The sequence below is a fragment of the Methylomagnum sp. genome, from assembly GCF_054333355.1.
Genome location: NZ_JBTEKS010000008.1, coordinates 1 through 24,147 on the forward strand (window position 1 = coordinate 1; position 24,147 = coordinate 24,147).

At 57.8% G+C, this 24,147-nt stretch carries 18 protein-coding genes and 2 tRNA genes; 5 read left to right on the forward strand and 15 right to left on the reverse strand.

Annotated elements, in window-relative coordinates; genetic code table 11:
• Positions 1–105 precede the first annotated feature (105 nt).
• The gene (locus tag ACXWUF_RS01630; RefSeq protein ID WP_458492906.1) at positions 106–951 is read left to right on the forward strand and encodes a DUF58 domain-containing protein; all 846 of its coding nucleotides are present in this window, start codon (positions 106–108) and stop codon (positions 949–951) included.
• Here ACXWUF_RS01630 and ACXWUF_RS01635 read toward each other — a convergent pair whose 3' ends face one another.
• Positions 952–1,332 carry a DUF1640 domain-containing protein gene (locus tag ACXWUF_RS01635; protein WP_458492907.1) on the reverse strand — a complete coding sequence of 127 codons (381 nt, stop codon included), beginning with the start codon at positions 1,330–1,332 and terminating at the stop codon, positions 952–954.
• Between the two features lie 129 nt (positions 1,333–1,461).
• Complete coding sequence (locus ACXWUF_RS01640) at positions 1,462–3,912, reverse strand: hypothetical protein (RefSeq protein WP_458492908.1); 2,451 nt, start codon at positions 3,910–3,912, stop codon at positions 1,462–1,464.
• A gap of 240 nt (positions 3,913–4,152) precedes the next feature.
• On the opposite strand from ACXWUF_RS01640, the gene ACXWUF_RS01645 reads away from it, so the two are divergent.
• Positions 4,153–4,229 (forward strand) — tRNA-Arg (locus ACXWUF_RS01645).
• Between the two features lie 28 nt (positions 4,230–4,257).
• Positions 4,258–4,333, forward strand: a tRNA-Asn gene (locus ACXWUF_RS01650).
• Between the two features lie 1,545 nt (positions 4,334–5,878).
• Here ACXWUF_RS01650 and ACXWUF_RS01655 read toward each other — a convergent pair.
• From ACXWUF_RS01655 to ACXWUF_RS01715, 13 genes are all read right to left on the reverse strand, one after another.
• Positions 5,879–6,109, reverse strand: coding sequence for a hypothetical protein (locus ACXWUF_RS01655; RefSeq protein ID WP_458492909.1), 231 nt, complete (start codon positions 6,107–6,109; stop codon positions 5,879–5,881).
• A gap of 216 nt (positions 6,110–6,325) precedes the next feature.
• Positions 6,326–9,145, reverse strand: coding sequence for a BPTD_3080 family restriction endonuclease (locus ACXWUF_RS01660; protein WP_458492910.1), 2,820 nt, complete (start codon positions 9,143–9,145; stop codon positions 6,326–6,328).
• A complete protein-coding gene (locus tag ACXWUF_RS01665) occupies positions 9,142–12,063 on the reverse strand; it encodes a site-specific DNA-methyltransferase (RefSeq protein WP_458492911.1) in 2,922 nt (973 codons plus the stop codon). Before ACXWUF_RS01665 ends, ACXWUF_RS01660 begins: the two co-directional genes overlap by 4 nt.
• 63 nt (positions 12,064–12,126) lie before the next feature.
• Positions 12,127–12,744, reverse strand: a complete 618-nt coding sequence (locus ACXWUF_RS01670) for a hypothetical protein (RefSeq protein WP_458492912.1) — start codon at positions 12,742–12,744, stop codon at positions 12,127–12,129.
• A 56-nt stretch (positions 12,745–12,800) separates the two neighbouring features.
• The gene (locus ACXWUF_RS01675; protein WP_458492913.1) at positions 12,801–14,405 is read right to left on the reverse strand and encodes a DUF3987 domain-containing protein; all 1,605 of its coding nucleotides are present in this window, start codon (positions 14,403–14,405) and stop codon (positions 12,801–12,803) included.
• Between the two features lie 133 nt (positions 14,406–14,538).
• Positions 14,539–15,024 (reverse strand): hypothetical protein, encoded by a 486-nt coding sequence (locus ACXWUF_RS01680; RefSeq protein ID WP_458492914.1) that lies wholly within the window; start codon positions 15,022–15,024, stop codon positions 14,539–14,541.
• Positions 15,025–15,151: 127 nt separating this feature from the next.
• Positions 15,152–15,433: a helix-turn-helix domain-containing protein gene (locus ACXWUF_RS01685; RefSeq protein WP_458492915.1), complete on the reverse strand. Its 282-nt coding sequence runs from the start codon at positions 15,431–15,433 to the stop codon at positions 15,152–15,154.
• A gap of 96 nt (positions 15,434–15,529) precedes the next feature.
• Positions 15,530–16,405 carry a hypothetical protein gene (locus ACXWUF_RS01690; RefSeq protein WP_458492916.1) on the reverse strand — a complete coding sequence of 292 codons (876 nt, stop codon included), beginning with the start codon at positions 16,403–16,405 and terminating at the stop codon, positions 15,530–15,532.
• Positions 16,406–16,540: 135 nt separating this feature from the next.
• Entirely contained in the window at positions 16,541–17,764 is a 1,224-nt protein-coding gene (locus ACXWUF_RS01695) for a tyrosine-type recombinase/integrase (protein WP_458492917.1), read from the reverse strand.
• Positions 17,765–18,127: 363 nt separating this feature from the next.
• A complete protein-coding gene (locus ACXWUF_RS01700) occupies positions 18,128–20,773 on the reverse strand; it encodes a DEAD/DEAH box helicase (RefSeq protein WP_458492918.1) in 2,646 nt (881 codons plus the stop codon).
• Positions 20,760–21,170, reverse strand: a complete 411-nt coding sequence (locus tag ACXWUF_RS01705) for a DUF2442 domain-containing protein (protein ID WP_458492919.1) — start codon at positions 21,168–21,170, stop codon at positions 20,760–20,762. Before ACXWUF_RS01705 ends, ACXWUF_RS01700 begins: the two co-directional genes overlap by 14 nt.
• A 166-nt stretch (positions 21,171–21,336) precedes the next feature.
• Positions 21,337–21,918, reverse strand: coding sequence for a superoxide dismutase (locus tag ACXWUF_RS01710; RefSeq protein WP_458492920.1), 582 nt, complete (start codon positions 21,916–21,918; stop codon positions 21,337–21,339).
• A 231-nt stretch (positions 21,919–22,149) separates the two neighbouring features.
• Complete coding sequence (locus ACXWUF_RS01715) at positions 22,150–22,614, reverse strand: YybH family protein (protein ID WP_458492921.1); 465 nt, start codon at positions 22,612–22,614, stop codon at positions 22,150–22,152.
• A 123-nt stretch (positions 22,615–22,737) separates the two neighbouring features.
• Here ACXWUF_RS01715 and ACXWUF_RS01720 point away from each other — a divergent pair, with 123 nt between their 5' ends.
• Together ACXWUF_RS01720 and ACXWUF_RS01725 are read left to right on the forward strand one after the other, a co-directional pair.
• On the forward strand, positions 22,738–23,658 hold the full coding sequence (locus ACXWUF_RS01720) for a LysR substrate-binding domain-containing protein (protein WP_458492922.1): 921 nt from the start codon (positions 22,738–22,740) through the stop codon (positions 23,656–23,658).
• A complete protein-coding gene (locus ACXWUF_RS01725; protein WP_458492923.1) occupies positions 23,651–24,127 on the forward strand; it encodes a CYTH domain-containing protein in 477 nt (158 codons plus the stop codon). The genes ACXWUF_RS01720 and ACXWUF_RS01725 overlap by 8 nt, the downstream gene beginning before the upstream one ends.
• Positions 24,128–24,147 lie beyond the last annotated feature (20 nt).

Sequence of the window (24,147 nt, forward strand, 5' to 3'; positions counted from 1 at the left end):
AGTGGGCTTCAGCCCACGATAGCCGCGCCTGATCGTGGGCTGAAGCCCACTCCCACCAGCATCCCGCCCGCACACGCAAAATGAAAACGCCCTAACGCCATCCCTATGATCCCCGAATTCCATTACACCGTCGGCTGGCGAGCGCCGGGCGTTCATCCGGGCACCCACCGTAGCGGCCAGTTGGGCGGCGGTCACGAGTTCGCCGGGCATGTCCCGTTCATTGCTAATCCCGACCCGCGCCACCTCGACATCCGCGCCAGCCTACACGATCCCTTCGGCCAGCCGATGGTGCGCCAATTCCGGCAGCGTAGCGCCATTCCGGTGTTTGTCGTGGCCGACCTGTCCGCGTCCATGGGTTTCCACGGGACCGCGAGCAAGCTGGAAAATCTCGCCCAATTCACCGCCGCCGCCGCGTGGTCCGCTTACCGTAACGGCGACAGCTTCGGCTTTGTCGCCGCCGATGACATCATCCGCTGGGATTTGCTCCTGCCGCTGCGCGTCCACAAGGGCGCGGCCCCGGACCTCTACGAACGGCTGCGCGGACTCGAACCCGCCGGCCGCTCGGCCCAAGCCTTGGATGAAGTGGCCCAACACCTCGGCAAGCAACGGGCTTTGGTGTTCCTGGTGTCGGATTTTCATTTCCCCTTGGAACGGCTGGACAGCCTTTTGGGCGGTTTAGCCCGCCACGACGTGGTGCCGGTGGCACTGTGGGACAGCGCCGAATACGAGCGGCTGCCAGCGTGGGGGCTGGTTTATGTGGAAGACCCGGAGACCGGGAAGCGGCGGCGGCTGTTCATGCGGCCAAGTCTGCGGGAGAAATTCCGGGAAGCGTTCGCGGCACGGCGGGAGGCGCTGATTCATCTGTGCGCCCAGCGGGGGCGGGAGCCGTTTTTCGTGGTGGATAAGTTCGACGCGGAAGCGTTGACGCGGTATTTCCTGGCGAGTGGGTAGTCAGAGTTTGTCCGCCAGCTTCAACAAGAGGCCTGCGATAAGGGTGAATTGCAGCACGCCCACGCCCACGACCCAGCGGATCAATTCGGCTTTGGCTTCGGCCATGTCTCTCCTAATTTCGGCGACATCTTTTTTGGTTTCGCCACGCAGCAATTCGATTTTGTACTCCAATTCCTTGAGGCGGGCCTCCAGCCGGTTTTCCGATTCCAGGATGTCGCGCTGAATATCGGCCCGGTGGGACTCAATTTCCCGCTTGTTCGCCAATTGCTTTTCCACCAATTCGGCAATGGCCCGGGCTTGGGCCTCGGCCTGCTGCTCGGTGAAGCCGCCAGCCTTGAGCTTGGCCGCGAAATCGAAGGTGTCGAGAAGGATGGAAGCCATTGATTTTAGGCGATGATAAACGGGGAAGCGCCATCATAGCATCGCCTCGGCACTCTAACGGAGTGGTCGGATCGCCTCGCGCATCCTTTGATTTATCGGCCTTTCTTGCGAGCGGGCATCGAGCGAAATCTACGGCAAGGTGGATTCGCTAGGCTCCGAATGAGGCTGCCGGGACGGGCTGGCCTTGGCCGCTTCTTGGCGAGCGGCGTGGGCCAGGGTCGCCAGCTTCTCCTTCAATTTGCCCATGACCTCACGGCTGGTGACGACTTCGTAGAACATCCGGCCTTCCGCGTCATCACCCGCCACATCGTCGCCCACCCATCGCCGCACCGGCGCTTCCCGGACAATCAACCACCGCGTCAGCCCGGTCTTGTCTGGATAGCGGCCCACATGGAACAGGCTGCGCGGGCCGTACTGAGGCAAATCCAACTCGACCGTATGCAGCACCAACTCCTCCCGCAGCTTGGGAAACGCCGCCGGGTCCAGCTCGATGCCGTTGACGTTGTAGCGCAGCAGCTTGTCGCCGCTGTCCTTCTGCATGATGCCCTGATCCACCGGCACGACCACCTCGACCCCACGCGGCAGGGTCCGCCCCAAACTGGTCTGGCGCAGGGACGCGGCGCAGGAGGACAGCCGGTCGGCGCGGTTGATGGCGGCGGAGATCATGATCTCGTGGTCGCCGTCGTGAAGAAAGGCGGGCGCTTCCCCCAGCCAGGCAATGCCCAGGCCAAGCTCCAATTCGGGCAGGTCGTACTTGCGGTTCTGGGCATTCTGCGTGTCCACCACATCCAATATCTTGCGGGCCAGCCCGGCGGCGCGGCACAAAGCCAGCCAGTCGTGGGGCGCGCCCCGGTATTCGTACAGGCTCAAAATCACCGCGTCCCCCTCCACGAACACCTTCCTGGCGCCGAAGCGTTCGAGCAGGCTGTTGATGGGGCCGAAAAAATTGAGGCTGAAGTGGGTGGCCGGATTGAGGTTGCGCTCCCGCAACTCCTTGATGATCCGGCTCGAACCCCGCAAGTCGGCCTTGAGGATGGCGTGGCCGCGAATCTCCTGCTGGCCGGTAAGCTGCTCTTCCGGCAGCACGAATTCGTGAAGGGTGCGATTGCTCCGGGCCAGTTCGATATGGGATGGCTCCGTCAACAGGCGAATCCGGTTCATGCTCCAATAGGCCCGGTAGGCGAGCTTGAGGTCGCGGCGCAAGGCGGCGAAGCGGGTCATGAAGTCGATGAGGCAGCGGCCCTGGTCAGCCGCGCTCAGATGGCGGAGGGCGGACTCCCCCGCCTCCAGGCGCTTCAACACCGCATCGGCATGGATGACGGTCTTCGTGTTCGCCAGCCGTTTCGCCATCTTGCGCCGGGGAACGCCGCCTTCCAGGTATTCGATGATCAAGCGCACCGGCACCTGACCATGCAGCTCCTCGAAAATCGTCGGCGCCATCTGGGCCGCCTGAATTTTCCTCAGCAAGCCCAGCGACTTGAACCGCGCCTGAGCCTCCTTGACCAATTGGACGCGGAAAGCGGCGCGTTGCTTATTGTCCGGCGGCATGGGCAAGGGCTGGTGGGTGTCGTCGCTACGCTGATCGACCTGCCGGGCCGCGTGGCTCCGCATGATGCGCTCCATATTGGCCGGATCGTCGAGCCAACTGGCGCGGCCCCGCTGGAATTCCTCCTCCCGCAAGGATCGACTGAGGAGCAATTCCACCTCCAGGAAGCCCGGCAGCGTCCCCTGATCGGTGCGCAGCCGCAAGGTGAACTTGCCGTCCGGCGGCGCCTCGGGCAGCGCGGGCGGCTGCGCCCAGTCCGGCAAATACTCGGCGAACAAGCCGGTGATGACCTGGTTCACTTCCGCGAACTCTTCCAGCCTCTCCCGATTGGCCCCGATCAGGGGATAGTCGCGCATGAACAATTCCTCGTGCCACAGGCTGGGCAGCCGCAAAAGGGGGTTGAACAGCACCTCCCGGGGCACCGGCCAGGAGCGCCCCAGCAAAGACTTGCGCAACCGGCGCAGCGTGGTGGCCTCCACCTTCAAGATGTGGGCGAACAGCCGGTCGGCCACTCGGTGACGGAAGGTGGGAATTTCGCGGGCGAATGCCGCCAGCCGGTCATGGATAGGCACCGCCTTGCGGTTGGTGGGCTGGCCGTAGCTCCGCTGTTGCTGCAATTCCTCACGGAATGATTCGACCTCCTCGCCAATCGAGACCAGCAGGAATTTGAGGGTGGCGAACTCAACGAGCTGCACCAACTCGCGGCGGGAAGTCTGGCGGGCCGTCCCGACAGCCGCCTCCATCACGCCCACGTAGGCTTGCTGGAAACTTTCGATGTCCTTCGGGCCGGGCGGCAATACCCAGTCCCAACCCCAAGCCAGGGTTTCATTAACATCGTGCTTTATCATGGCGCGGATGAGCTGACGGGCGGATTCCATCAGCTTAGCGCTGAGAATCACGTCGATATGGGCGTTGTCGATGCCTTTGGAGAAACGGTCGAGCTTGGATTGGAACGGCGGCGGAATGGCCAATGGCGCGGTGAATTCCTCCGCGCCCGGTCGCCACTTCAGCAGAAAATCGAATCCGAAAAACATGCCTTGCCCGCTAGCCCAACGATAGATAAGACGAATACATGAAATGATTACACGTTTTCGCTGGCTGTCACTACTTACTTCAGGTTCCGCCTGACCTTTGAGTGATTTAGGGATGGCCGCTCTCTAGCTTGCCCCGGCAAATTATGGGCCACTAGCCCGGATAATTTATGGCTCAGGACATTGGAAAGAATTTTTATTGACGAGTCACGGTTAAAAAGACAAAATACGCACTTCCACAGCGCGCCCGTAGCTCAGTTGGATAGAGTACCTGGCTACGAACTAGGTGGTCGGGAGTTCGAATCTCTCCGGGCGCGCCACTTTTTTTGTTACTGTGGAAAAAACTTTTCCCCTGTAGCTCAGTCGGTAGAGCAGGTGACTGTTAATCACCGGGTCGGCGGTTCGAGTCCGTCCGGGGGAGCCAAACAAAACAAAGGCTTACGCGGTTCATCCGGTAAGCCTTTTTTGTTGGTGCTACCATGGTGCTACCTCAGAACGGTGCTACCGGGTCATTAAGCCAGCCATCGGCAATAGGTTTTTGCTAGATTTACCGGCCCCATTGGAGCTTTGAGGGTTCAACCATGAACAGCCGCGAACAAGCCAAAAAGGCGTTTTGGCGTGGTTTCTGGCATGGCTTGGCGCTTTCGTCCTTCCCGCCCCCGCCTTCCCCTCACAAGAAAGCCCATCCCTCCCTTTCAGAACAAAACGCCTTGCGCTCCGATTGGCAACGCATAGGCGCGGATTTCGGTTCCGCGATTAGAAAAGCCCGTTAAGCCCCTTGCACCACAGCCCGGCGGGATCGACCGCGAAAGCTCCAAGCCCGTGCCCGTGAGGCCAGCCCGCCCCATCCATTCGAGACTGTTCCCCGTATTGCTGCATTAAGGACCGTTGCCCTTGGTTATGCCCTGTTAGGAATGGGTGTTATTTTCTCGGGTCTGTCATCAAGTCAAAACCCTAGATTTCCAACAGGCAAAAACGGCCTTTTTTGAAGTGTTGGAAAACGAACGTTTTCTAACAGGCTGGCAGGGTGGGCGCGATGGCGCTATGGGTGGGCGAAGTCTGGCGGGTTAGCGGGGGTTAGCTGGCGGCTCGGATCGAAGGCCAGCGCCGCGCCGGTGCCACCGAATTCTGACGGCGTAAAATTCCGCCGCGAAAAGAAGCACCGCGCCCACGCCCATCAAGGCCGGTGCCACAAAAGTAACCTAAAGGTTGCTGGCGAAAAAGAAACCAGCACCGCGCCCACGTCCATCAAACCCGGTGCCACGGGTTGGAGACTTTCCCCAATGGTGGAAGTCCAGCGCCGCGCCGTGGTCAAGGTACTTCCCACGGGTGGCCGAACGCGGGGCGTAAGGACTCGCGGCTTTCGGCCAAATTTCGCGCCTCTATGGGTTGCTGCTACTACGACTCGGCAAGCCGCGCCCTCGGTGCTGGCGGTGCAGGTCTCGCACAACTCGCACAGTTGAACGCGGCGGAAGGCCAGGGCGAAGGGTGGGCGCTCCTGGTGATTGCATGGGGTTGGCTTCCGCCATCCGCCCGGCAAGGTCTCAAAGTGGGAGGAAGTGAGAAAGCCCGACTTTTCGGCAACCATGGGGCGGGGTTTCTCTCGCACGGTAAAAAAGGCCAGCGCCGCGCCCTGGTAAATGCTGGTATTCCCGGCTATTCACTCGAATAGGCCGGGGCTATTTCCGCAATAGGCTGGAATAGCCGGAAATAGACTGGCGGGGGTGTTAAGTTTTGTTAAGGTCCGCCCCTAAAAATTCCTAGCATTTCCTAACATCTGGCGGGCTTTCTCTTACACGGTAAAAAAGGGCGGATTGATAGCTTTTGATAGCATCTCGGGGAGTTTAAGCCCTGCCCCACATTGACAATTATTGACATCGCCGGATGGTAGCAATTGGTAGCATTGCCGCCCCGCTCCGTAATTTCGCGAAATATTGCACCCCACTACGCGCACGCGGGACGGGTCCGGCTATCTCGGGAAATTGGCCGCGTGTTCCTTCAATAGCCGGGCGATGGCGTGGCTTAGGTATTCGCCATAAGGCCGGATGTGGGGTTTCAATGCCAGGATGGTTTCATCGTCAAGCCAGACGGTAACAGCCCGCTTTCCCTTGGCGTTCTGCCGCTTCCGGTAGCGCTTGATCCGCTCGGCATTCGTCGTAACTGGTGCGCCGGGTGGGCGCTTGGTGTAGGTGTGGGGCATGGCGTTGATTTAACTCCCGCCCCGCCATTCGTTAAGCGCCCGCCCCTGTTCCCGTAGTGCCCGGCTCAATTGGCGCAAGAAAGGCCGTTGTCCGCCCTTGTCGGCATTCCTTGAAGCGATAGCCTTTCCTGCCTCGGTTCTCGGCCCGGTTGAATTTTCCCAAGGTCGCCACGGCGTACCCGCTCCGCTTGTCTTTGGCGCTCTTCTACGGTCCATTTACGCATGGGGCGATTCCCCGTGCTTTTTCAGCACGTCGTGAATCAATGAGGCTTGATCCACGATGTCCTCGCACCATTCCCCGAATCCGCCTTTCGCGTTGACAGCTTCCACCCATTCGGCCAGCGCGGCACGCTTTGCCCGGCTTTCGTCGTTGGGCTTGCCTTTAATTTCCAACACTAGGGTTTTGCCGTTTTTCAAGCGGATCAGATAGTCGGGAAAGTATTTCCGCATGGCACCGTTGAACAGGTACAGCACGCTAAATCCCAAGTGGTCATTTTTGACGTAAGCCTCGACAAATTCACTGCGATCCAAGTCAAAAAGGGCTTGCGACTCCCAACTACTATCGAATACGGCTTGGCTGATTTGGGATTTTTGCGTCGGATGACAGGGCTTCGAGGTGTACCAAGTCCGCATATTGGCGGTGGAGCCGATGGGGTAATCCCGATCAAAGACGGGTTCTAATCGTTGGGTATTGGATTGGCGGATAAACCGGCAAATATGCTCGACAATACGATCTATTTGCATCGCCAGCAAAACCCGTTTACGTAGCTCTTCCTGATGAAACAGGCTTGGAATCACAATTCGGTCAGAATTTAGGAATTGCTCAACGATGCGGATAATCTGGAATATCAGAACATGCTTTTCGCCCTCCCAAGCTTTGGAACGTAGGCGCTCGTAAGCCTTACGGCTGGCGTGGAAAACAAGATGCTGAAACCGGAAATTACGCACAAGCTCTTGCAGGTCGATAGGGGTGACTTTGGTCACGTCCTGAATGCCTTGCAGCGTCGGTGCCATTTCAACGGCTGTGGGAGTCATGTGTGGCTGTAGCTCCAAAGGCTGCACGTTGGACCACTCCACGGTTAGGGTCGGGTTAAGCACTTGCTCGATGCGTAGCACATTCGGCCAGCGGATTTCGTATTCCCCTCGTTCGGGCAAAGATTCTACGGGGGTTCTTTGGGTGGGCGGTGGTGGTGGTGGTCCGCTGCCCTCAATGGGCAGAAAAGTGAACGGCACACCAATTACATTCACATATTCGGGTTTAAACCGGCCTTCCTCATCTTTGTCGTAGGCTGTGCGTCGCAAACCTCGACCGACTACCTGTTCACATAGCAATTGGCTGGTGAATGCCCGCAATCCCAAGATATGGGTCACGTTCTTGGCGTCCCAACCCTCGGAAAGCATCGCCACGGAAATGACGTTTTGAACCCGTTGTCCCGGCGTCTTAGGCTTGCCCACGTTGTCCACAATGGCGCGTAATAGCTCTTCCTTTTTCAGCCCTAGACATTCGGCCTCCCGCCTTGAGTCAAGCCCGGAATGCTCGACGATTTCCCGCAATCGCCCTTCGTAGGCTTCGTCTTTTTTGGTTGATTCTTCCCCAACTTCGGCTTTGTCCAGCAAGGTGGAATCCACCCGCAATACGCGCCCGTTGTCGTTCAGTTCGTGGATTAGGCAATCGTTTTTAAGGAAGAAATGCTCGATACGTCGGGCGGTTTCGATGCGATTACACACGGTCAGCATTGCGGGCGGTATGGCGTGGCCGTTCGCCTCCCATGCCTTCAAGGTTTCAAGCCAATCGGCTCCTAACAGGGTATAGGCGATTTGCACCAGCGGGGGCAAGGTTTGATCCGGTTCGGCTTTGGAATTCAGGTCGTCTTTCACCTCTTTGTCCATGTACAGGTGATAGAGACGGGGGCGGTAATCTGTGCCTTTCCACTTGACCGGCAAAGCGTCGTCCCGCACCACGATACGCGGGGTTTTTACTAAGCCAGTCTCAATGGCGTCGTTCAGCCCGAAATCGGAAACGATCCAAGGAAACAGGGCTTCTTCCGTGGTCTTCTTGCCTGTCGGGGCGAACGGGGTGGCGGATAGGTCGAAACAACGCAATATCCGCCGGGTTTTATGGATGCGGTCCAAACCTTCAATCCAGCGGGTGGCCTCTTCCTGTTCCTCTTTGCTTAAGCCGGAAATACGCTTAGTTTTTAACTCAGCCGGAATACGGTAGGCGTGGTGAGCCTCATCGTTGATAACCACAAGGTTTTTGTAGTCGGCCAAAACTCCCAGCACGTCACGGGTAAAGGCTTCATCGCTCTGCCGCCCTTTCTTGACGACTGACCGTTCCGGGGGTTTTGGGGGCATGAGGGAATGCCAGTTTTCGATCAGGATGACGGCTTGATTTAGTCGGTCCCGATAAGCAGCGGGAACTACCTCAAAGGCGTCGTAATAATTGTCTGGATGGCTTGGGTATAAAACTTGTAGGCGCTCTTTGACTGTTAATCCCGGTGTAACGATAAAGATGGCACGGGAAAACTCTTTTCTGTCGGAGTAAGTCAGCGCATTTAAAACCTGCCAAGCCACAATCATGGACATAACCGTGGTTTTGCCGGTGCCGGTCGCCATCTTATTGCAAAGCCGTTCCCACGGCCCGCCATCGCCAGGAATTGTGATGCCTTGCTTGAAGGAAACCGGGGCTTCCACCCACCACACCAAAGTTTCGATAGCTTCCAACTGACAGAAATAAAACGGATATTCCCTCTCTTCTCGATTATGCCAATGGGCCAATAGGCTTTTAGTAACTGTCGTCGCGCCCTGATAATCAGCCGCCCGCCATTCCTCCATCCGCTGCCGAATGCTTTGCGCCAATTCGAGAGGAACAAAGCGATTGGTGTTATTCCGGGTATCAGTGATGAAATATCCCGCCGGACGCCGTTTCTCTATTAGCGCAAAGCGTTTGTCGTCGGTTTGTTCCCAATGGCGTTGGGGCGGGTCGTAGGGAGTATTGACGATAAGCCGGTCGATAAATTCGCGGGCCTCGGTCATCCTTTCAACTCCCGCACCACTAAAGACTCGATACCTCGGTCGTCCACGATCTTGACCGCGATACGGCGATATTTTCCAGCTTTGAAAGGTAGCGACTCCGTGCCGTGATAGGCTCCGATACGTGATTCATCGAGTACCGCCTTAAGATTCTTCGCCAGTCGTGACCAACCGTCTTTAGTGCCTGCCATTGGGAAAAACACTTGCGACGGATGCAATGAGCGCCCGTTATAGTTGGTATCGAGTAACCAAAGGGCGATATTGCCCTTATTACCGGGTCGGATTTCGCCCTTGCCGATGTCGAAGTAATCGAAACCGTGAACCTCGGTTTGCCATTCGTCGTCGCCAACTCGGGCCAAGGTGATTTCAGGTTGTCCGATAAGCCAAAATGAATCGTCAGAAGACCGCTTTTTCTTTAGGTCTTCGGTGTGCAAATCATCGTTCATTAAGGCTTTGAGCAAGGTCACACCCGGCCAATGGGTTTCGTCGATTTCCAGCACCGCCGCCGGATCAAAGCTGAACGCTGCGTAAATCAGGAATTTGGGTTTTGGCACCAAGCGTTGAGCGTCTTCGAGGGCGAGAGAAACCTGTTCCTTAGTCAAAGCCGCGAATTCCGGGCCGAATGACACCGCTATGGGTTCTCCGCTGTCTTTGAGCGTGCCGACCGCGTGTAAATGGGTCGTACCGACCAAGGTCATTAAGTCGGCAAACCGATAGGTTTGACCGTTCTTGCCCCGAATGCCGGTTGCCATGAGTTCATCTTTCCAGCGGTGTTGGCGGGCGGTTTCGCCGCTACGGGCAACCGCCGTGGTTTCTTCCGGGAAGGTTGGGTTTTCTTCGAGAGTCAGCACAGTGGGGAACGGCACAGCTTCGACGGTAAACGGTCCCGTCACTCGGGCTTTTTTCTTGTCGATCTTGGGTTGGTCGTAAAGGGTTTCTTGATCGGCACGGCTGCCGATGGATTCATCTATGCGCTTTTGCATGGCTTGCCTTGCCGCGTGGAAGGCGTTGAAGGCTTCCCGTGCCTTTTCGGGCCATTCGGCAGGAAAATCAAACGGGACTTCCCATTCCTGCAAAGTTTTCTTGGTGGCTTTGTTTAAAGCTTTCAGCGAGGATTCAATCTTGGGGTGGTCGCGTTCGTAAATTTCGTCGATTTCGGGGTTATTGGCGATGGATTTCAGGGTGATATGGGGCACGGTTTTATAAATGAAACCGGATTTCACACCTTCTTGCGGATACTTGAGTGGGTAATAATCAAAGCTGGCGGTTAAAAGTCGCTGCCGGGCCAAGGTTACGGCGACACGGGAAGTATCACAGCTTATCCAGCGGCGACCCCATTTCTCGGCGACATAGGCCGTGGTGCCGGAACCACAGGTCGGGTCGAATACTAAATCTCCGGGATCGGTGGTCATTAAGATACAACGTTCAATGGCCTTTGTAGCAGTTTGAACTGCGTAAATACGCAGCTCTGAGTATTGGCCCGTAATCGTATCGGTCCAATTCGCGGTCAGTGGCTGAACAGGGAAGTCATCAAGGAAGCGAATAAACCTAACGCTGTTCGTGCTTTTATGGATTCGAGCCGCCTTACCCAATCGAGACATTCCATCAGGCGAGGTCGTCCAAAATCTAGCTCCTGGCGAGTAAATAGCACCATCGAATTCAAAATTAACCCTTCCAAGCGAATAATCATGGCTGCTTGTCAGGTCACTAACTGTGTATGGTCGAAAGCCTGCTTTGCCAATATCGTTGCTTGCGAGTCTCTTCCTATTACCATTTGGCGACTGAGCATATGCATAAAATCCAAGATCACTATCGAGTCCCTTTTCCGAAAAAAGGGGATGAAACTTTAAGTTATTAATATTTTTAGCATACCAAACAAGATAGTCAGCATTTTGGGCAAGCCTGTCCGCCGTTAAACCCGAGGTCTTCCGAAAAGTAATGAGTCCCGCAAAATTCCTTTGCCCAAAAACCTCATCCATCAATTCCCGCACATGATGCAAATTCTCGTCCGAAATCTGCACAAACACGCTTCCGCTTTCGGTAAGTAAATCCTTCGCCAGTTTCAGTCGGTCCCGCAAATAGGTCAGATAGGAATGGATACCCAATTCCCAGGTATCCCGGAACGCCCGAATTTGTTCCGGCTCGCGGGTCAAATCCTCGTCCGCCCTGTCCTTCACGTCGCGCCTGTTCACGAACGGCTGGAAATTGGAGCCGTACTTGATACCGTAGGGCGGATCGAAATAAATCATCTGCACCTTCCCGGCCATCCGTTCCTTAACCAGCAAGGAATTCATTACCAACAGGGAATCACCCGCAATCAGCCGGTTCGCCCAGCCGCGTTCGTGCTTATAAAACTCGATGTCCTCGCGTAGAGGGGTTTCCGGGAAAGGATCGTTGAACATATCCGGCTGTGCGGGCGCTTCCGTGCCGGGCTTGCGGGCGTTTTCTAAAATTACCGCTGTGTCGATGCGTTCATGGACGTGTAGGCTCACGGTCGGCACATCAAAGCTGGTGCGCTCCGCCTTGCCGGTCCATTCCAGGAAAGGCCGCTGCGCCGCGTGCAATGCCTTAAGGGTGTCTTCGAGCTTATCCAGATATTCCAGCCGGGATTTGAGCGCCCCAGCCTGTTCGGGGGGCAAGGTGTCTTCCACCGCCTTCAAAGCCGCTTTCAATGCTTCCCGTTCCCGCTTCGCGGCTTCCCTCGCTTCATCATCATCGGGCAGGGGGGGCGGTAACGCTTCATTAAGCAACCTCTCCAAAGCCGCCCGATTTGAATCGAAATTCAAGCTCGGGGCGATATGTGGATCGTAGACGTATTGGGTTTGCTCCCCCGCCTTGTCCGTCTCGGGCGTTGCTATCCCGACTTGTGGGTTATTCAGAAGCTTATCCGGGTAGGTATAGCGGCTGTAATCGTCGGCCATGGGGCAGGTTCCTTATGGTTGTTCTTGTGCCCACCCGATGCCGATAGGTTTGGTGATTTCCCGTTACGGGGGTGAGTGTGCGAGCGGGCTTAATAGTTCGTTTGGCGCGTTTTCGGTTTTCCCGTGCGCGTGCGTGCCCAAGTATAATGGCTCGGTTTCATTATCAGACAGGTTATTGACGGTTTTCTCTGGGAATAGTGTGCTTGGGGCTTGTGCCGGTGCTGCCGCGCCGTTGTTCACTTGTTGATGCCCGTGGGCGATGTTGGCTTGCTTCACAAAAGCCACGTTGGGCGGATTCTTGAGCGTGCCCAACACTTCCAGGGTCCGCACGCATTGCGACTGCGCCTTGAGTGCGAGGCGCATATACATTTCGGTCGCCTTCATGTGTTCCCCCAGATTCATCGCCGACCGCCGGGCCAAATTCATAAAAATGGATTGCAGCGCGTGGGCTTGGGTGAACAGCATGGCCTCGCAACGGCTCAAGTCGTTTTCCTTCAACGCTTCGGAACTCTTCATGAGTTGCACCATAAGCGCCGTGAAATCTTGGTCGCCAAACGGCTTACCGAAGTCGGCTATCACCGCCGCCGCGTTGGCGCTCGGGCGTAGGGTTGTCTGTGCCCTCGCCAATAGGGCTTTATCCTCTTCTACCGTTGGCTCTGCCTTGTTGCTGCTTTTTGCCATGCTTTAAACCTCGTTGCCCGTGTTACCGCGTTGCTCTTCGAGCTTGTCTGTGGTTCTCATGCCGCCGCCTCCCTGGTGATTTCCGCGAACTTGGGGCAGGTTCGTAGAAACTCGGGGTCGGTGGCGTTCTCGCCTTCGGCGCATCGGCCCTGCCAATGGCCGCAAGCCCAGCACGTCACCAACCGCGCCCCTTTTTCTTTCAAAGCGTGCGGAGTTTGCGGAGATAGCGGAGTTTGGCTTGTAGCGTGGGTTTCCCAATCTCCGCACGGTTGCGGAGTTTGCGGAGTTTGAAACGCCCCGCCCTCGACCGAAAAGCCGGGTTCCTCAAACTCCGCAGAATCGCCCCCAAACTCCGCGCCAAACTCCGAAGGCTTAAAGCCATGCGGCAAGCCAAATTCCGAAACTCCGCAAACTCCGCAGAGCTTATAAATTTGCCGCTTCCTCCCGCCCCTCCCATCCTCGCGGGGCTTTTGAATCAATTCGATCCGGGGCGGGGTCGCCATCAATAGGCCGCGCAAGGCTTCATCAATGCGTGCGGCGGAACCGCGCTTTTGAAAGCAATCGTTGATGATGGCCGTTCGGTCTGCCCCTTCCGGCTTGTCTTTGAGGAAGTCCAGAATCTTCCGCGCCGCTTCGGCCTTCTCTTCGGACTCGACCACACGCGCCGCCGAAGCGAACACGAAGCGCACGGATTGGCGGGCATACCGAACCCAAGCCAGCGCCGCATCCAGGTGTTTCGGCTCGATGGTCAAGCCTCCATCGGTCAAAGCAAATATCATGGCAAGCCGCAGGGCATAGGGGGCTTGCCGTTCAAGTAAGCCGGTGATGAGTTCAGACGTGTCCGGCTTGGTTAATTCCCTGGTGTAAACCTCGCTGTAAAGGTTCCTCGCGGCTTCGTTAAGCTGCATTTCCCGGCTGTTCTTGCTGGCGGGATACCCCCCCTTCGCGAATTTAATAACCCGTGCCGTGCGGTTGGCGAATTCATCAACCTCGTGTTTCGGCGTGGCCTTGGGAAAGGGGATATTCCCGGTTTTTTCCGCCCATACCATCAAGAACCGATTGGCGAATCCGTTGGATAACTCGCGGGATTCAATCAGGCCGGTAAGTTCTGACGGGGTGATACAGGCATGGATTCCGATATGTGGGTCACTCGCCCATATCCGCGCCGACTTGGTGGCCGGTCGGATGGAAACACCGTCCCAAGCGTCACGTAGTGCGGCGGAAAGGGTGTTTCCATCGCGCCGGGCTTGATGCAGCACATTCGCGAATTCCGATTCGACAACCCACAGGCGCTTGTCATCAATCGGCGGTATCTCATCCTTGCCTTGCTTGTACCCATCGTGGATAAGGCAAGCCAAACCCTCGCGGGTGGATAATCCGCCGCTGTGATATTGGCCCGGTGTCAGGGAATGAACCTCTTCTATCCGCGCCCGAACCCGGTTCGGCAGGCTCAATGCGTCGCCTTTCCTGCCGCGCCCGGATCGGCCTATGTGCAGGGTGAAAAGTCGCGGATGGTGGAACGTGTTCCCCACGGGCAAATAAACATCCCGGCCCATATTGGCCCCTAGATACGACAGGAAGGCCGTTCCAGCGGCTACCGGGTTGACCTCGGTATCTTTCGCCGCCGCCCGCGCCACATCGCCCACAAGGCCGTAAAACATGGCTTCGGTTGGCTTGGGTGGGGAAATGTTCGGGTCCGTTTCTAGGTCGGATGTCGGGTCGTAGGCGTCTTGGTGCGCTTCCCTTAGCTTTTCCCCTGTTGCCTTGGCACGCTTAAGGTTTTCTTCGGTCCTGTCAGCAATGCCCATAATCCACCTCCTGATGAATCGCCGATAGCGCTTCTATGGCCTGCGCCATGCGGGCAAGGTCGGACTCAGGGACCGGCTTTCCCGCCAGGATGTCAGCCGCGCAGAGCGAGACAAGCCGCGCCTCAAAAGCGGCGGTGCGGATCAGGTCCGCCGCCGTGAAGCGGGGCGGTTTGGGCTTGGGTTTATCGGGGTCGAGGTCGAGGCGGGGCGGGAACAGGTCGGCAAGGGTCAAGCCAATGGTGGAAACGATGGCCGACACGGAACAACCCGCGAAGCAATGAATCAGGATGGCCCCATCGGGCATTTCCCGGAGTCCAGCGCTGGCGGTGCGGTCATCATGGACCGGACAGCGGAAAACCCACTTATCCGGCCCGCGTTGCCGCAAGCCGTGGCCTTCTAGGCGGGGAAGAATGATGTCGATGGGATTTCGGGCAATGACTGCCCTTACCCCATTTCGAGGGATATAATTCATCTCGTTCACCAAGTATGTGTTGGTGGATTACTTAAGGCCGGTGGCATTCGCAGTGCTTCCCGGCCTTTTCCATTTCCGGCGTTTATCCGCGCCGGTCGGGCGTGCCACCGTTGCCGATGGCCCGTGTTCATGCTGCCGTCCCCTGTTGCCCGGTGTGGGTGGCGGTGCGCTTTGCCAGAAAAGCCCGCAAGTCTCCGGCTTTGTATCGAACCTTTCGGCCAATCTTCACGAAGGGCAGGTTATAGCGCCCGGTTGAGCGCCAAACCGACAGCGTGCCGGGGGCGGTGTCGAGTACCGCCGCCGCCTCGGTATCCCCGAATAAATGGGAATCCGGGTAATCGTCCAGGTTGATTGAAAGGCGGTCTTTCAGGGTGGGCTGTGCGCCCGGTTGGGTGGCTGGGTTTGCCATGGGATAACCTCGTCTAATTGGATTCGACTGGGTAATCCTACGTATGGCAATTCACCCCCGCTTAGAAAAGGACACAAAAAGTCGGAAATCGGGGATTTACTGTCCCTGGTCTTCGCCCTCCTGTGGATAACTGGCTGCATCGTGCAGCACTCTCATAAAGGACATAGCCCGTTGCCGCAGGTCTTCATTAAGAAGCTCTAAGGATAATTGTTCCATTTTGTCGATAATCGCCTTATCACTTGATGGCGGGTCGGCTTTCTCAAGCACGGCCTCAACTTCGCGGGTCTCTCGATACGCATTTATAGAAGCTTTGGTCATTGCTTGATGGGCTATCGTCATACTATTAGTTTCGTATTCAAATTTGGTATTAGCGGCTTGTTTTACCTCGTGCAAAAATTTGTCTGTCATCATTCTGCGGATAGATTTCTCTGGCGTTCCCGGCCAACCAAATTCGATAAGATCGCACACCACGCCACACGGGGGAAATACTCCAAGCCAACGGTAAATTTCCTCGACTATCTTACGAGTCATCCAGCGTCTAAGCGCGTTTCCTTTTGCGGAAACGCCTTCCTGCAAATCGCTAGGCATCCAGCGACTAAGGGAATTTAACCCACCGATGAAACTGGGGTTTTGCGCGTCTCCTGGAAGTATTGAACGGTCAGGCAATAAGTCCATTAAATTTCTTGCCGCACTTGAAACTTCTATCACTCGGGAGGGGAAGCAGTGGGGGATATTTTCTGGAAGAATCTCGAACAAGGCGGAATAAGCCCGCGCCGCCGCGACAGGAAACTTAAGCTCTATGGTTTCTTTCTTAATAAGTTTATTGGCCCGCCAGCGCTCAAGTGCGGGACTATCCAAGCAGCGCCTATACCATTCAGTTTCTTGTCTTTGTGACAGCTTGTTAAACCGTTGGAATTCTTCTAGCAGTGGACGCAAAGCTTTTACCGTATCTGGTAAATCTATCTCTGCCACCCGCTTTTTATTATGGGTCGAAGTGCTAATAACGCCCCCTTCAAGGCGAACCCCTCAAAATGATTGCCAGTCCAGCCGGGTGAAGGGATTCCCGGTTTTCGGCTCGCGACTGCCTAGGACTGGCGAAACTCGGAATTAAGCGGTTTCCCGCTTCAATTGAATGACTTCCGCCGTGGCTTTCAGCCCCGCCGCCTTCAACACGAAATCGGTGATTTTCTGCATGGGTTCCCGCAAGCGCTCGGTACTGGCGACGATGTAACCGGCGGTCACGTCGGCCCCGTTCGCGTGATTCAGCAGCCGTTTGAGGGCATAGGCGGGGATGTCCAGGGATTCCGCGATGGTGGCGAAGGTCCGGCGAAGATCATGGATGCAGAATGACACGCCCGACGCCTTTTCGACGCTGGCTTGTGCATAGCGGAAATTCGAGATTCGACGCCCGGCGGAATCGGCAAAGACGTAATCCGAGACGGACACGGCCTTGCGGCGGGTCAACAGGTCAAGCAAGTAATCCGACAGGGGAAGCGTGTGGTCTTGGTGGTTCTTCGGGTCCAACACGGTCAGCGTGCGCCCGGTGAAATCAACTTCGGACCATTGCAGGCTTAAGGCTTCCTCCCGCCTCATGCCGGTCAGCAGCACGGCCATGAAGTAATCCCGCCATTCCGCCCCCGGCAAAGCCAGCACGGCATTCACCCACGCGGCCAATTCATGGGGCTTGATGACGGTTTGCCGCCGGTCCACCCGATACCATCCTCGGGTCTGGGAAAGCTTCTTGACGGGGTTGTGTTCGATCAGCGGCTTTGCGGCCTCATCCTGGTATTTGGCCTGCGCGAAGTTGAACACCGCCCGCAAGTAACGCATGGCCTTGTTCGCGCCCGCTTCGGAACGCTCCTCCCCGTATTGCTGGTGCCGCGCCTCGATCATGGCCGGAGTGAGCCGGGAAAGCGGCTTGTCCAGCCAATCCGGGCAAACCTGCCGGAACGCCTTTCCCATGTCGGCGACGGTGGACGGCTTCAAGTCCTTGCGGGCTTCCTGGTAGTCGGCGAAGGCTTCCGCCAGGGTCTTGGATTCGAGCTTGGCCCGCTTCTTCTCCGTATTCGGATTCACCCCGCCCGCCAGCTTCGACAGTGCGGCAAGCGCCGCCTTGCGGGCCTGTTCTATGGTCATGTCGGGATAGCGCCCCAAGGTGACACGAACGGGCTTCCCACCGACCTTCCGGTAAGCCTGAAAGCTCTTAGTCCCGGTCGGGGTGATTTGTAGCACCAGCCCGTTCACTTTGCCGTCATGGACATAGGCGCGGCCCTTGTCGGGCAGGGGGAGGGCTTCAAGTTCTTTTTTGGTGAAGGTGAATCGGTCGCTCATTTCGGTGCTACCCCGGTGCTACCGCAAGCGTTAAATTGCGGGTGTCTTTGTTAAGGTAGGTTAAAGTATAAGCGACTGATTTATAGGCGTCTATTGCGTTACGTAAACTTTGGTTAAAAGTCGGTAACGTCGTAGTGCTAGGACTGTTAATCACCGGGTCGGCGGTTCGAGTCCGTCCGGGGGAGCCAAATAAAACAAAGGGTTGCCATCTGTCAACCCTTTTTGTTTTCAGCGGGGGACACGTTACGCGAACGCCAACAAAAACTAACAGTCGGCTGCGCTAGCCGTGCCCATGGGCGGGAAAACCGTGGTCGAGACTTAGCCCGTGCGGGCCGGAAAGCCCACTCAGTCAGCGCCCGCCGCTCAGCCCTGGTCGTTTCTGTGAATGACCGTCGGCAACCGGGTTTTCCACTCCGACATCAACACCAAATCGCACTGAACGACAGCGCCATCGGGCACCACCAATTCCAGTTCCCCGACCGGCGTAGCTTGTTCGACTGGGTAGCTTTCGGTCATTAACCGCAGAACCGACTGCTTGTAGGTGGTGTCCAGATTGCCCGCCAAATGGTCGCCCTTGGTTTCCAGCACCATCAGCCGGTTCTTGCCGTCGCCCCGGTTCAAGGCAAAGATGAAGTCCGGGTAAATCTTCGCCCGTCGCCAGCCCTGAATCGCGTACTGGGTCCGGGCCACGTTGCGATGCCACCACGTTAAGGCCGCCTCGCCGTCCAGGTAGACGGCAACCTCCCGCTCGTCCTGGTTGAAGTCGCCCTTGTACATGGGCGCGAACAGGCTGCGCTCCAACGCCCCGCCATGCTTGCCGACCAGATGCTCCGCGCCTTCCGGCTGATAGGTGTCGGTTTCTTTGGGGACTGCCCAAATGTGCCTATCGGTTCGCAACCGGAACTGTATGCGCCCCTCCGCCACGCCCTGCCGGAAACACGCCTCGGCCAGCCGGTCGCGCTCCTGGTCCAGCCATTTGCGTAATTCCTCGACGATCAAGTTGGCCCCCGCCCCAAGCTTTTCCGCATCGAAGCCACGGGCCATCAAGCCGTCCATGACCCGCCCCACGATCTCGCGCCCCACCCAAGGATTCGGCACGATGTCGGAAATCATCCGCACCGCATAGCCGGGGTCGAACCGCACCGATTCGGCGACATGCCCGGACACTTCGTCGATGATGCGCTTTTGCCCGGACTCGGCCAGACGGATGCGGCGTATCTGCCGCTCGGGCGCTTGCAGGTGGTCGGGCAGCTTTGCCACCAGGGGCGACGGATCGAGGTTCGACCAATCCAGTTCAAACAGGATGTCTTGCTCGTAATCGAGTTCGCGGACGGCGTTTTCGCCGACACACAGCACTTTCGGCAGGTAGATTTCGGTCTTGGCGAACTGGTGCCGCCGGGGAATCTTCCGCAAGCGCGGCCCGGCTTCGCTACCGTCGCCACCCTCTTCCAGCCGGATTTCCTTGACCAAATCGCCCAGGCCATCTTCCTCCAAGCCCTTCTTGATGGCCTCCACCACTTTCGCCGTGTTGGCGTGGTGGGTGACGACATAGCTTTCATCAAGCAAGGGAATTTCGGTCTTCTCGGCGTGCGGCTGGCGCAGAACGCGCCCGATAAGCTGGGTCAGGGCCGATAGGTTGGCGCTGGCGGCGAGGGCGCACAGCACGTAGGCGAAGGGGCAATCCCAGCCTTCTTGCAAGGCTTGCTTGGTGACGATGACCCGCACGCGGTTGGTCGGCGACAACAGGTCCAGGTTTTCCGGGTTGGCGAGGTCGTTGGTTTCCGCCGTCTTGATGGCGATTTCCGGCTCGTCCAGCCCGGCGGTGGCCAGCCAGTCCTTCACGTCCAGGGCGTGGATATGCGTCCCGTCCCGTTGCTCCTTGCCGGTGCGCTCCACTTGCACCAGCAGAATGGGCCGGATGTAGCGGCCCCGTTCGCCGTGCAGGTGCCGGGCGGCTCCATCGAGTTCGTTCAGCCGGTCCAGTGCCGCCTTGAGCGTGCCGCGCCAGTCGGTGCCTTCGCGGGGATCGAGGTTCAGGGGCATTTTAATCATGCCCTCCCGGTCCAAATCGGTGCCTCGCACTTCGACCAGTATGTTCGAATGGCGGGCCGGTCTAGGTTTCTTGCCCCCGGATGCCGCCACATCCTTGGGGGTGGCGGTCAGTTCCAGCACGAAGCAGGGATTGAAGCCGTACAAGGTGGCGTAGGCCAGTTCGGACGTGGCGCGGTGGCCCTCGTCCATCACCACGACGGGCCGGATCAGGCGGAGGGCGTTGCCCAGGGAATCTTTGACCATGGGCCAAAAAGCGTCGGCATGGGCGGAGTCCGAATAGGCTTGCAGGTTGGGGATTTGCTCCAACAGCAGCCGATGCGCCTCCATGTCGCCTTCCGGTGGAAAGAAGCCATGCACGTCGCCCCGGTCCTGGAAGATTTTCAGGGAATCCTTGTTTTCGCGGTTCGAGGCTTGCAGCATCAACACCATGACGCATAGCTGTTCTTCCACATCGTGGGCATTCAGCGGGTCGGTTTTCTCCATCAGCTTGACCCGGTTGCCCGACAGCACGTCCAGCATTTGCCGGTAGGGATGCTGGCGGTCGTTCAAGTGCTGGCGGGTTTGGGTGTAGATGGCCTCGTTGGGCACGATCCACAGCACGAAGCCGGTATTCCGCCCCAGATAGCGCCCGAACAGCCGGGACAGGGCGGACACGGCGAGGTAGGTCTTGCCGCCGCCGGTGGGCACCTTGAACACGGCATTTGGTACGGGACGGCCCACCCCATCGCGGCGGGGCGAGTGGGGAGTATTGGCACGCGACGGCGGCAGCTTGCCGGATGCCCGCAGGGCTTCCCAGGTTTCCGCTGGAAAATCCGGTGCCTCAAGCTTTAATCCCGGATTCTGCCGCGATAGTTCGGCAATGCCATCGGCCCGTTTTTTCTGCTCGGACAATTCCGCCAGATAGCCATCGAATGCGGCGAGTACCCGCGCTTGGTAGTCGAGGTCACGTAGGGGCATTGTGTATTTCCGACAGTTTTTCCCTCACATACCGGCGGTGGTTTTCGGCCAAATCCTCCGCCCCCGTAAAAGCGCCAATCAATCCCATCGCCTCGGCGGATTGATGCGCTTGAAACAGCGGCTCCGGGATGGATTCCAGATAGAGGGTTTCCGGCGCGATGTCGATGTCACCCGGCCAGGTCGCCGTACCGTAATCGACTTTGGCGAGTGAGAAAAAGGCGGGATTCCGCAGGGGTTGAAACACGGGGTAATTCAGATAGGGCGCCATATCGAACCGCCGCCGTTCCCCTCCCTGAAACGTGAGTATCAGCGAATAGTCCGACCGGGCTTCCGTAGGTCGGGCAGGTATTCCCTGCCCGACGCTTCGGCCAGACCGCCGCGTCGGGCATGAGTGCATGCCCGACCTACCCCAGACTGAGGCATGTCCTGAGCCTAGTCGAAGGGTATCAAAGGATGAATGCTAAGGTGGCGCGCCGCTTAAAAGAAAGGCCGACTCGGTGTTTAAAACCGAGTCGGCCTATTCTCTATCGGCCCCCGACGGCTTACCGCCGGTCAGGAAAAACCTAGCCCGCGAAATTCGCCGCCACGAAATCCCAGTTCACCAAGTTCCAGAACTGCTCCACATACTTGGGGCGGGCGTTGCGGTAATCGACGTAATAGGCGTGTTCCCAAACATCGCAGGTCAGCAGCGGGGTCTGGCCAGTGGTGAGCGGGCAACCCGCGTTGCCGGTGCTGACCAGGGCGAGGCCGCCGTCGGCGTTCTTCACCAGCCAAGCCCAGCCGGAACCGAAGGTGGTCACGGCGCACTTGGTGAACTCTTCCTTGAACTTGTCGAAGGAGCCGAACGCCTTGTCAATCGCTTCGGCCAAAGCGCCGGAAGGCTGGCCGCCGTCGGCGGGCTTCAAGCCATTCCAATAGAAAGTGTGGTTCCAGACCTGGGCGGCATTGTTGAACACGCCGCCGGAAGACTTGCGGATGATGTCTTCCAAGGGCAGGTTCTCGAACTCCGTGCCGCCGATCAGGTTGTTCAGGTTGGTCACGTAGGTCTGGTGATGCTTGCCGTAGTGATATTCCAAGGTCTCGGCGGAAATGTACGGCTCCAGCGCGTTTTTCTCATACGGCAGGGGAGGAAGTTCATGGGTCATCGTCGGCTCCTTATTAGTCTCTATGGGTTAAATATGACCGGGGCAATCCCGAGTGAAAAGGTAGGAATCCAGTCTATCATCGCGGTGCCGACAGAGAAAGCGCATCGCCGTGACGAATTGGCTCACCAAACACGATTTCCGGCCTAAAAGTGTGGGTTTATCGGCAAATCACAATTTTAGAGGGGCCGCAGACCCGAAAATTTCCGGGTTCCGCGCCCGTCGCCGGAAAAATCAGCTTTTGACCTCGTCATTCCATTTCTGGACCTTGGCCTTCCAGCTTCCGTCCGGCTGACGCTTCAACACGCTATAAAGCACGCCGCCATAGCGGTACTTCATGACCTGATGGCGCAGGCTGGACAGCTTCTTAACGTCGGACAACTCGGCGATGGCCACGATGGTGTCGTCCCGGTCGCTGCGGACATCCACAATATCCATCTCATAGTCGCCCTTCTGGATGAGCGGCTGCCAGAAAGCGCGGATTTGACCCGAGCCTTTGGAAACCGAGCCGTTGGGCTGCACCAGCATGGCGTTATCCTCATACAGGGACAGGATTTCATCCACCCGGCCCTTGGCGAAAGCGGCATTCCATTGGGCGGCGCTTAGCTCCGCGATGCGCCGAACCGCTGCATCTCCCTGCGGCTCGGCGGCGGCGGCGGTAGTGACTAAAGCCAACATAAGTCCTAAGCTACGTTTCATGGGCGAACCTCCAAAAATATCGAACTTTTACGCTGACGATAGACTACTTGAGGACGCTTTTGGTTTACAATACCAGCAAAAGTTTCTTGATTGCTTCCATAAACAAAACAATACGCCCCGCCTATGGATAAATTAACCAGCATGTTGGTGTTCACCAAGGTCGCCAAGGCCGGAAGTTTCGCTTCCGCCGCAAAAGAACTTGGCCTGTCCCGCGCCATGGCCACCAAGCATGTTATGCAACTTGAGAACGGCCTGGGGATTAGGCTGTTGAACCGCACCACCCGCAACCTGAGCCTGACCGAAGTGGGGATGGTCTACCTGGAACGGTGCCTGCAAATCCTGGACGAGATGGAGGAGATGGAAATCGCCGTCACCCGGCTGCAAACGGAACCGCGAGGGACACTCAAGGTGAGCGCCACACCGTTCTTTGGCGCCTATCACCTCGCCCCGGCCATTGCCGCGTACACCGAGGTCTACCCCGACGTGAACGTGGAACTGGTGCTGCAAGCGGGCTACGTGGACCTGATCGAAGAAGGCTTCGATCTCGCCATTCACCTGGATGAACTGCGCGATTCCAGCCTCATCGCCCGCAAGCTGGGCAGCTCCCAGCGGGTGGTGTGCGGCGCGCCGCATTACTTCAAGAAGCGCGGCACCCCCAAGACGCCGGACGATCTGCGCAAATTCAACTGCTTGGTGAACTCCACCCTGGCGCCCCGCGACCAATGGCAGTTCAGCATCCCCGGCGGCGAGACCACCGTGGTCCGGGTGACGGGCACCATGCAATCCAACGTGGCCGACGCCCTGCGCATGGCGGCGCTCAGCGGGCTGGGGCTGGTGCTGCTGCCGACCTACATGGTGGGCCAGGACATCCGCAAGAACCGCTTGCAGCCGGTGCTGACCGACTACGTCCCGTCTCCCCTGGAAATCCACGCGGTCTACCCGCACCGCAAGCATTTATCCGCCAAGGTGCGGACCTTCGTGGACTTCCTGCATGAGCGCTTCCATCCCAAGCCTTATTGGGAAGAATGGACCCAGGATGAATAACGTCGAGGTCGAACGGAAATTCTTGGTGAACGACGCTGGCTGGCGGGAGTCCGTGCGGGAATCCGCCCGCTTCCGCCAGGGCTATCTGAACAACGAGGTCCAATGCTCGGTGCGGGTCCGCGTCTCCGGCGACAGGGCTTGGCTGAACCTCAAGAGCGTCACCATCGGGGCGCAGCGCCACGAGTTTGAATACGAGATACCGCTGGCGGACGCCGACCAAATGCTGGACATCCTGGCCCGCAAGCCCTTGATCGAGAAGACCCGCCATTTCGTGGACGTGGGGCCACACACCTGGGAAATCGACGTGTTCGAGGGCGACAACGCGGGGCTGGTGGTGGCGGAAATCGAACTGGCATCGCCCGACGAGCCATTCGACAAGCCCGCCTGGGTGGGCGAGGAAGTCACCTTCGACACCCGCTACTACAACACCAGCCTCTCCATCAATCCTTACCGGAACTGGCGGGCTTGAGCTTGATCCCCTCGCCCTGT

Bases quoted from the DNA above. Each gene is read 5' to 3' on its own strand.
- ACXWUF_RS01705 (WP_458492919.1), bottom strand. From the start codon at position 21,170: ATGCACTCATGCCCGACGCGGCGGTCTGGCCGAAGCGTCGGGCAGGGA.
- ACXWUF_RS01715 (WP_458492921.1), bottom strand. From the start codon at position 22,614: ATGAAACGTAGCTTAGGACTTATGTTGGCTTTAGTCACTACCGCCGCC.
- ACXWUF_RS01695 (WP_458492917.1), bottom strand. From the start codon at position 17,764: ATGAGCGACCGATTCACCTTCACCAAAAAAGAACTTGAAGCCCTCCCC.
- ACXWUF_RS01670 (WP_458492912.1), bottom strand. From the start codon at position 12,744: ATGGCAAAAAGCAGCAACAAGGCAGAGCCAACGGTAGAAGAGGATAAA.
- ACXWUF_RS01655 (WP_458492909.1), bottom strand. From the start codon at position 6,109: ATGCCCCACACCTACACCAAGCGCCCACCCGGCGCACCAGTTACGACG.
- ACXWUF_RS01635 (WP_458492907.1), bottom strand. From the start codon at position 1,332: ATGGCTTCCATCCTTCTCGACACCTTCGATTTCGCGGCCAAGCTCAAG.
- ACXWUF_RS01675 (WP_458492913.1), bottom strand. From the start codon at position 14,405: ATGTTTTACGGCCTTGTGGGCGATGTGGCGCGGGCGGCGGCGAAAGAT.
- ACXWUF_RS01665 (WP_458492911.1), bottom strand. From the start codon at position 12,063: ATGGCCGACGATTACAGCCGCTATACCTACCCGGATAAGCTTCTGAAT.
- ACXWUF_RS01660 (WP_458492910.1), bottom strand. From the start codon at position 9,145: ATGACCGAGGCCCGCGAATTTATCGACCGGCTTATCGTCAATACTCCC.
- ACXWUF_RS01725 (WP_458492923.1), top strand. From the start codon at position 23,651: ATGAATAACGTCGAGGTCGAACGGAAATTCTTGGTGAACGACGCTGGC.
- ACXWUF_RS01685 (WP_458492915.1), bottom strand. From the start codon at position 15,433: ATGGCAAACCCAGCCACCCAACCGGGCGCACAGCCCACCCTGAAAGAC.
- ACXWUF_RS01630 (WP_458492906.1), top strand. From the start codon at position 106: ATGATCCCCGAATTCCATTACACCGTCGGCTGGCGAGCGCCGGGCGTT.
- ACXWUF_RS01680 (WP_458492914.1), bottom strand. From the start codon at position 15,024: ATGAATTATATCCCTCGAAATGGGGTAAGGGCAGTCATTGCCCGAAAT.
- ACXWUF_RS01710 (WP_458492920.1), bottom strand. From the start codon at position 21,918: ATGACCCATGAACTTCCTCCCCTGCCGTATGAGAAAAACGCGCTGGAG.
- ACXWUF_RS01640 (WP_458492908.1), bottom strand. From the start codon at position 3,912: ATGTTTTTCGGATTCGATTTTCTGCTGAAGTGGCGACCGGGCGCGGAG.
- ACXWUF_RS01700 (WP_458492918.1), bottom strand. From the start codon at position 20,773: ATGCCCCTACGTGACCTCGACTACCAAGCGCGGGTACTCGCCGCATTC.
- ACXWUF_RS01720 (WP_458492922.1), top strand. From the start codon at position 22,738: ATGGATAAATTAACCAGCATGTTGGTGTTCACCAAGGTCGCCAAGGCC.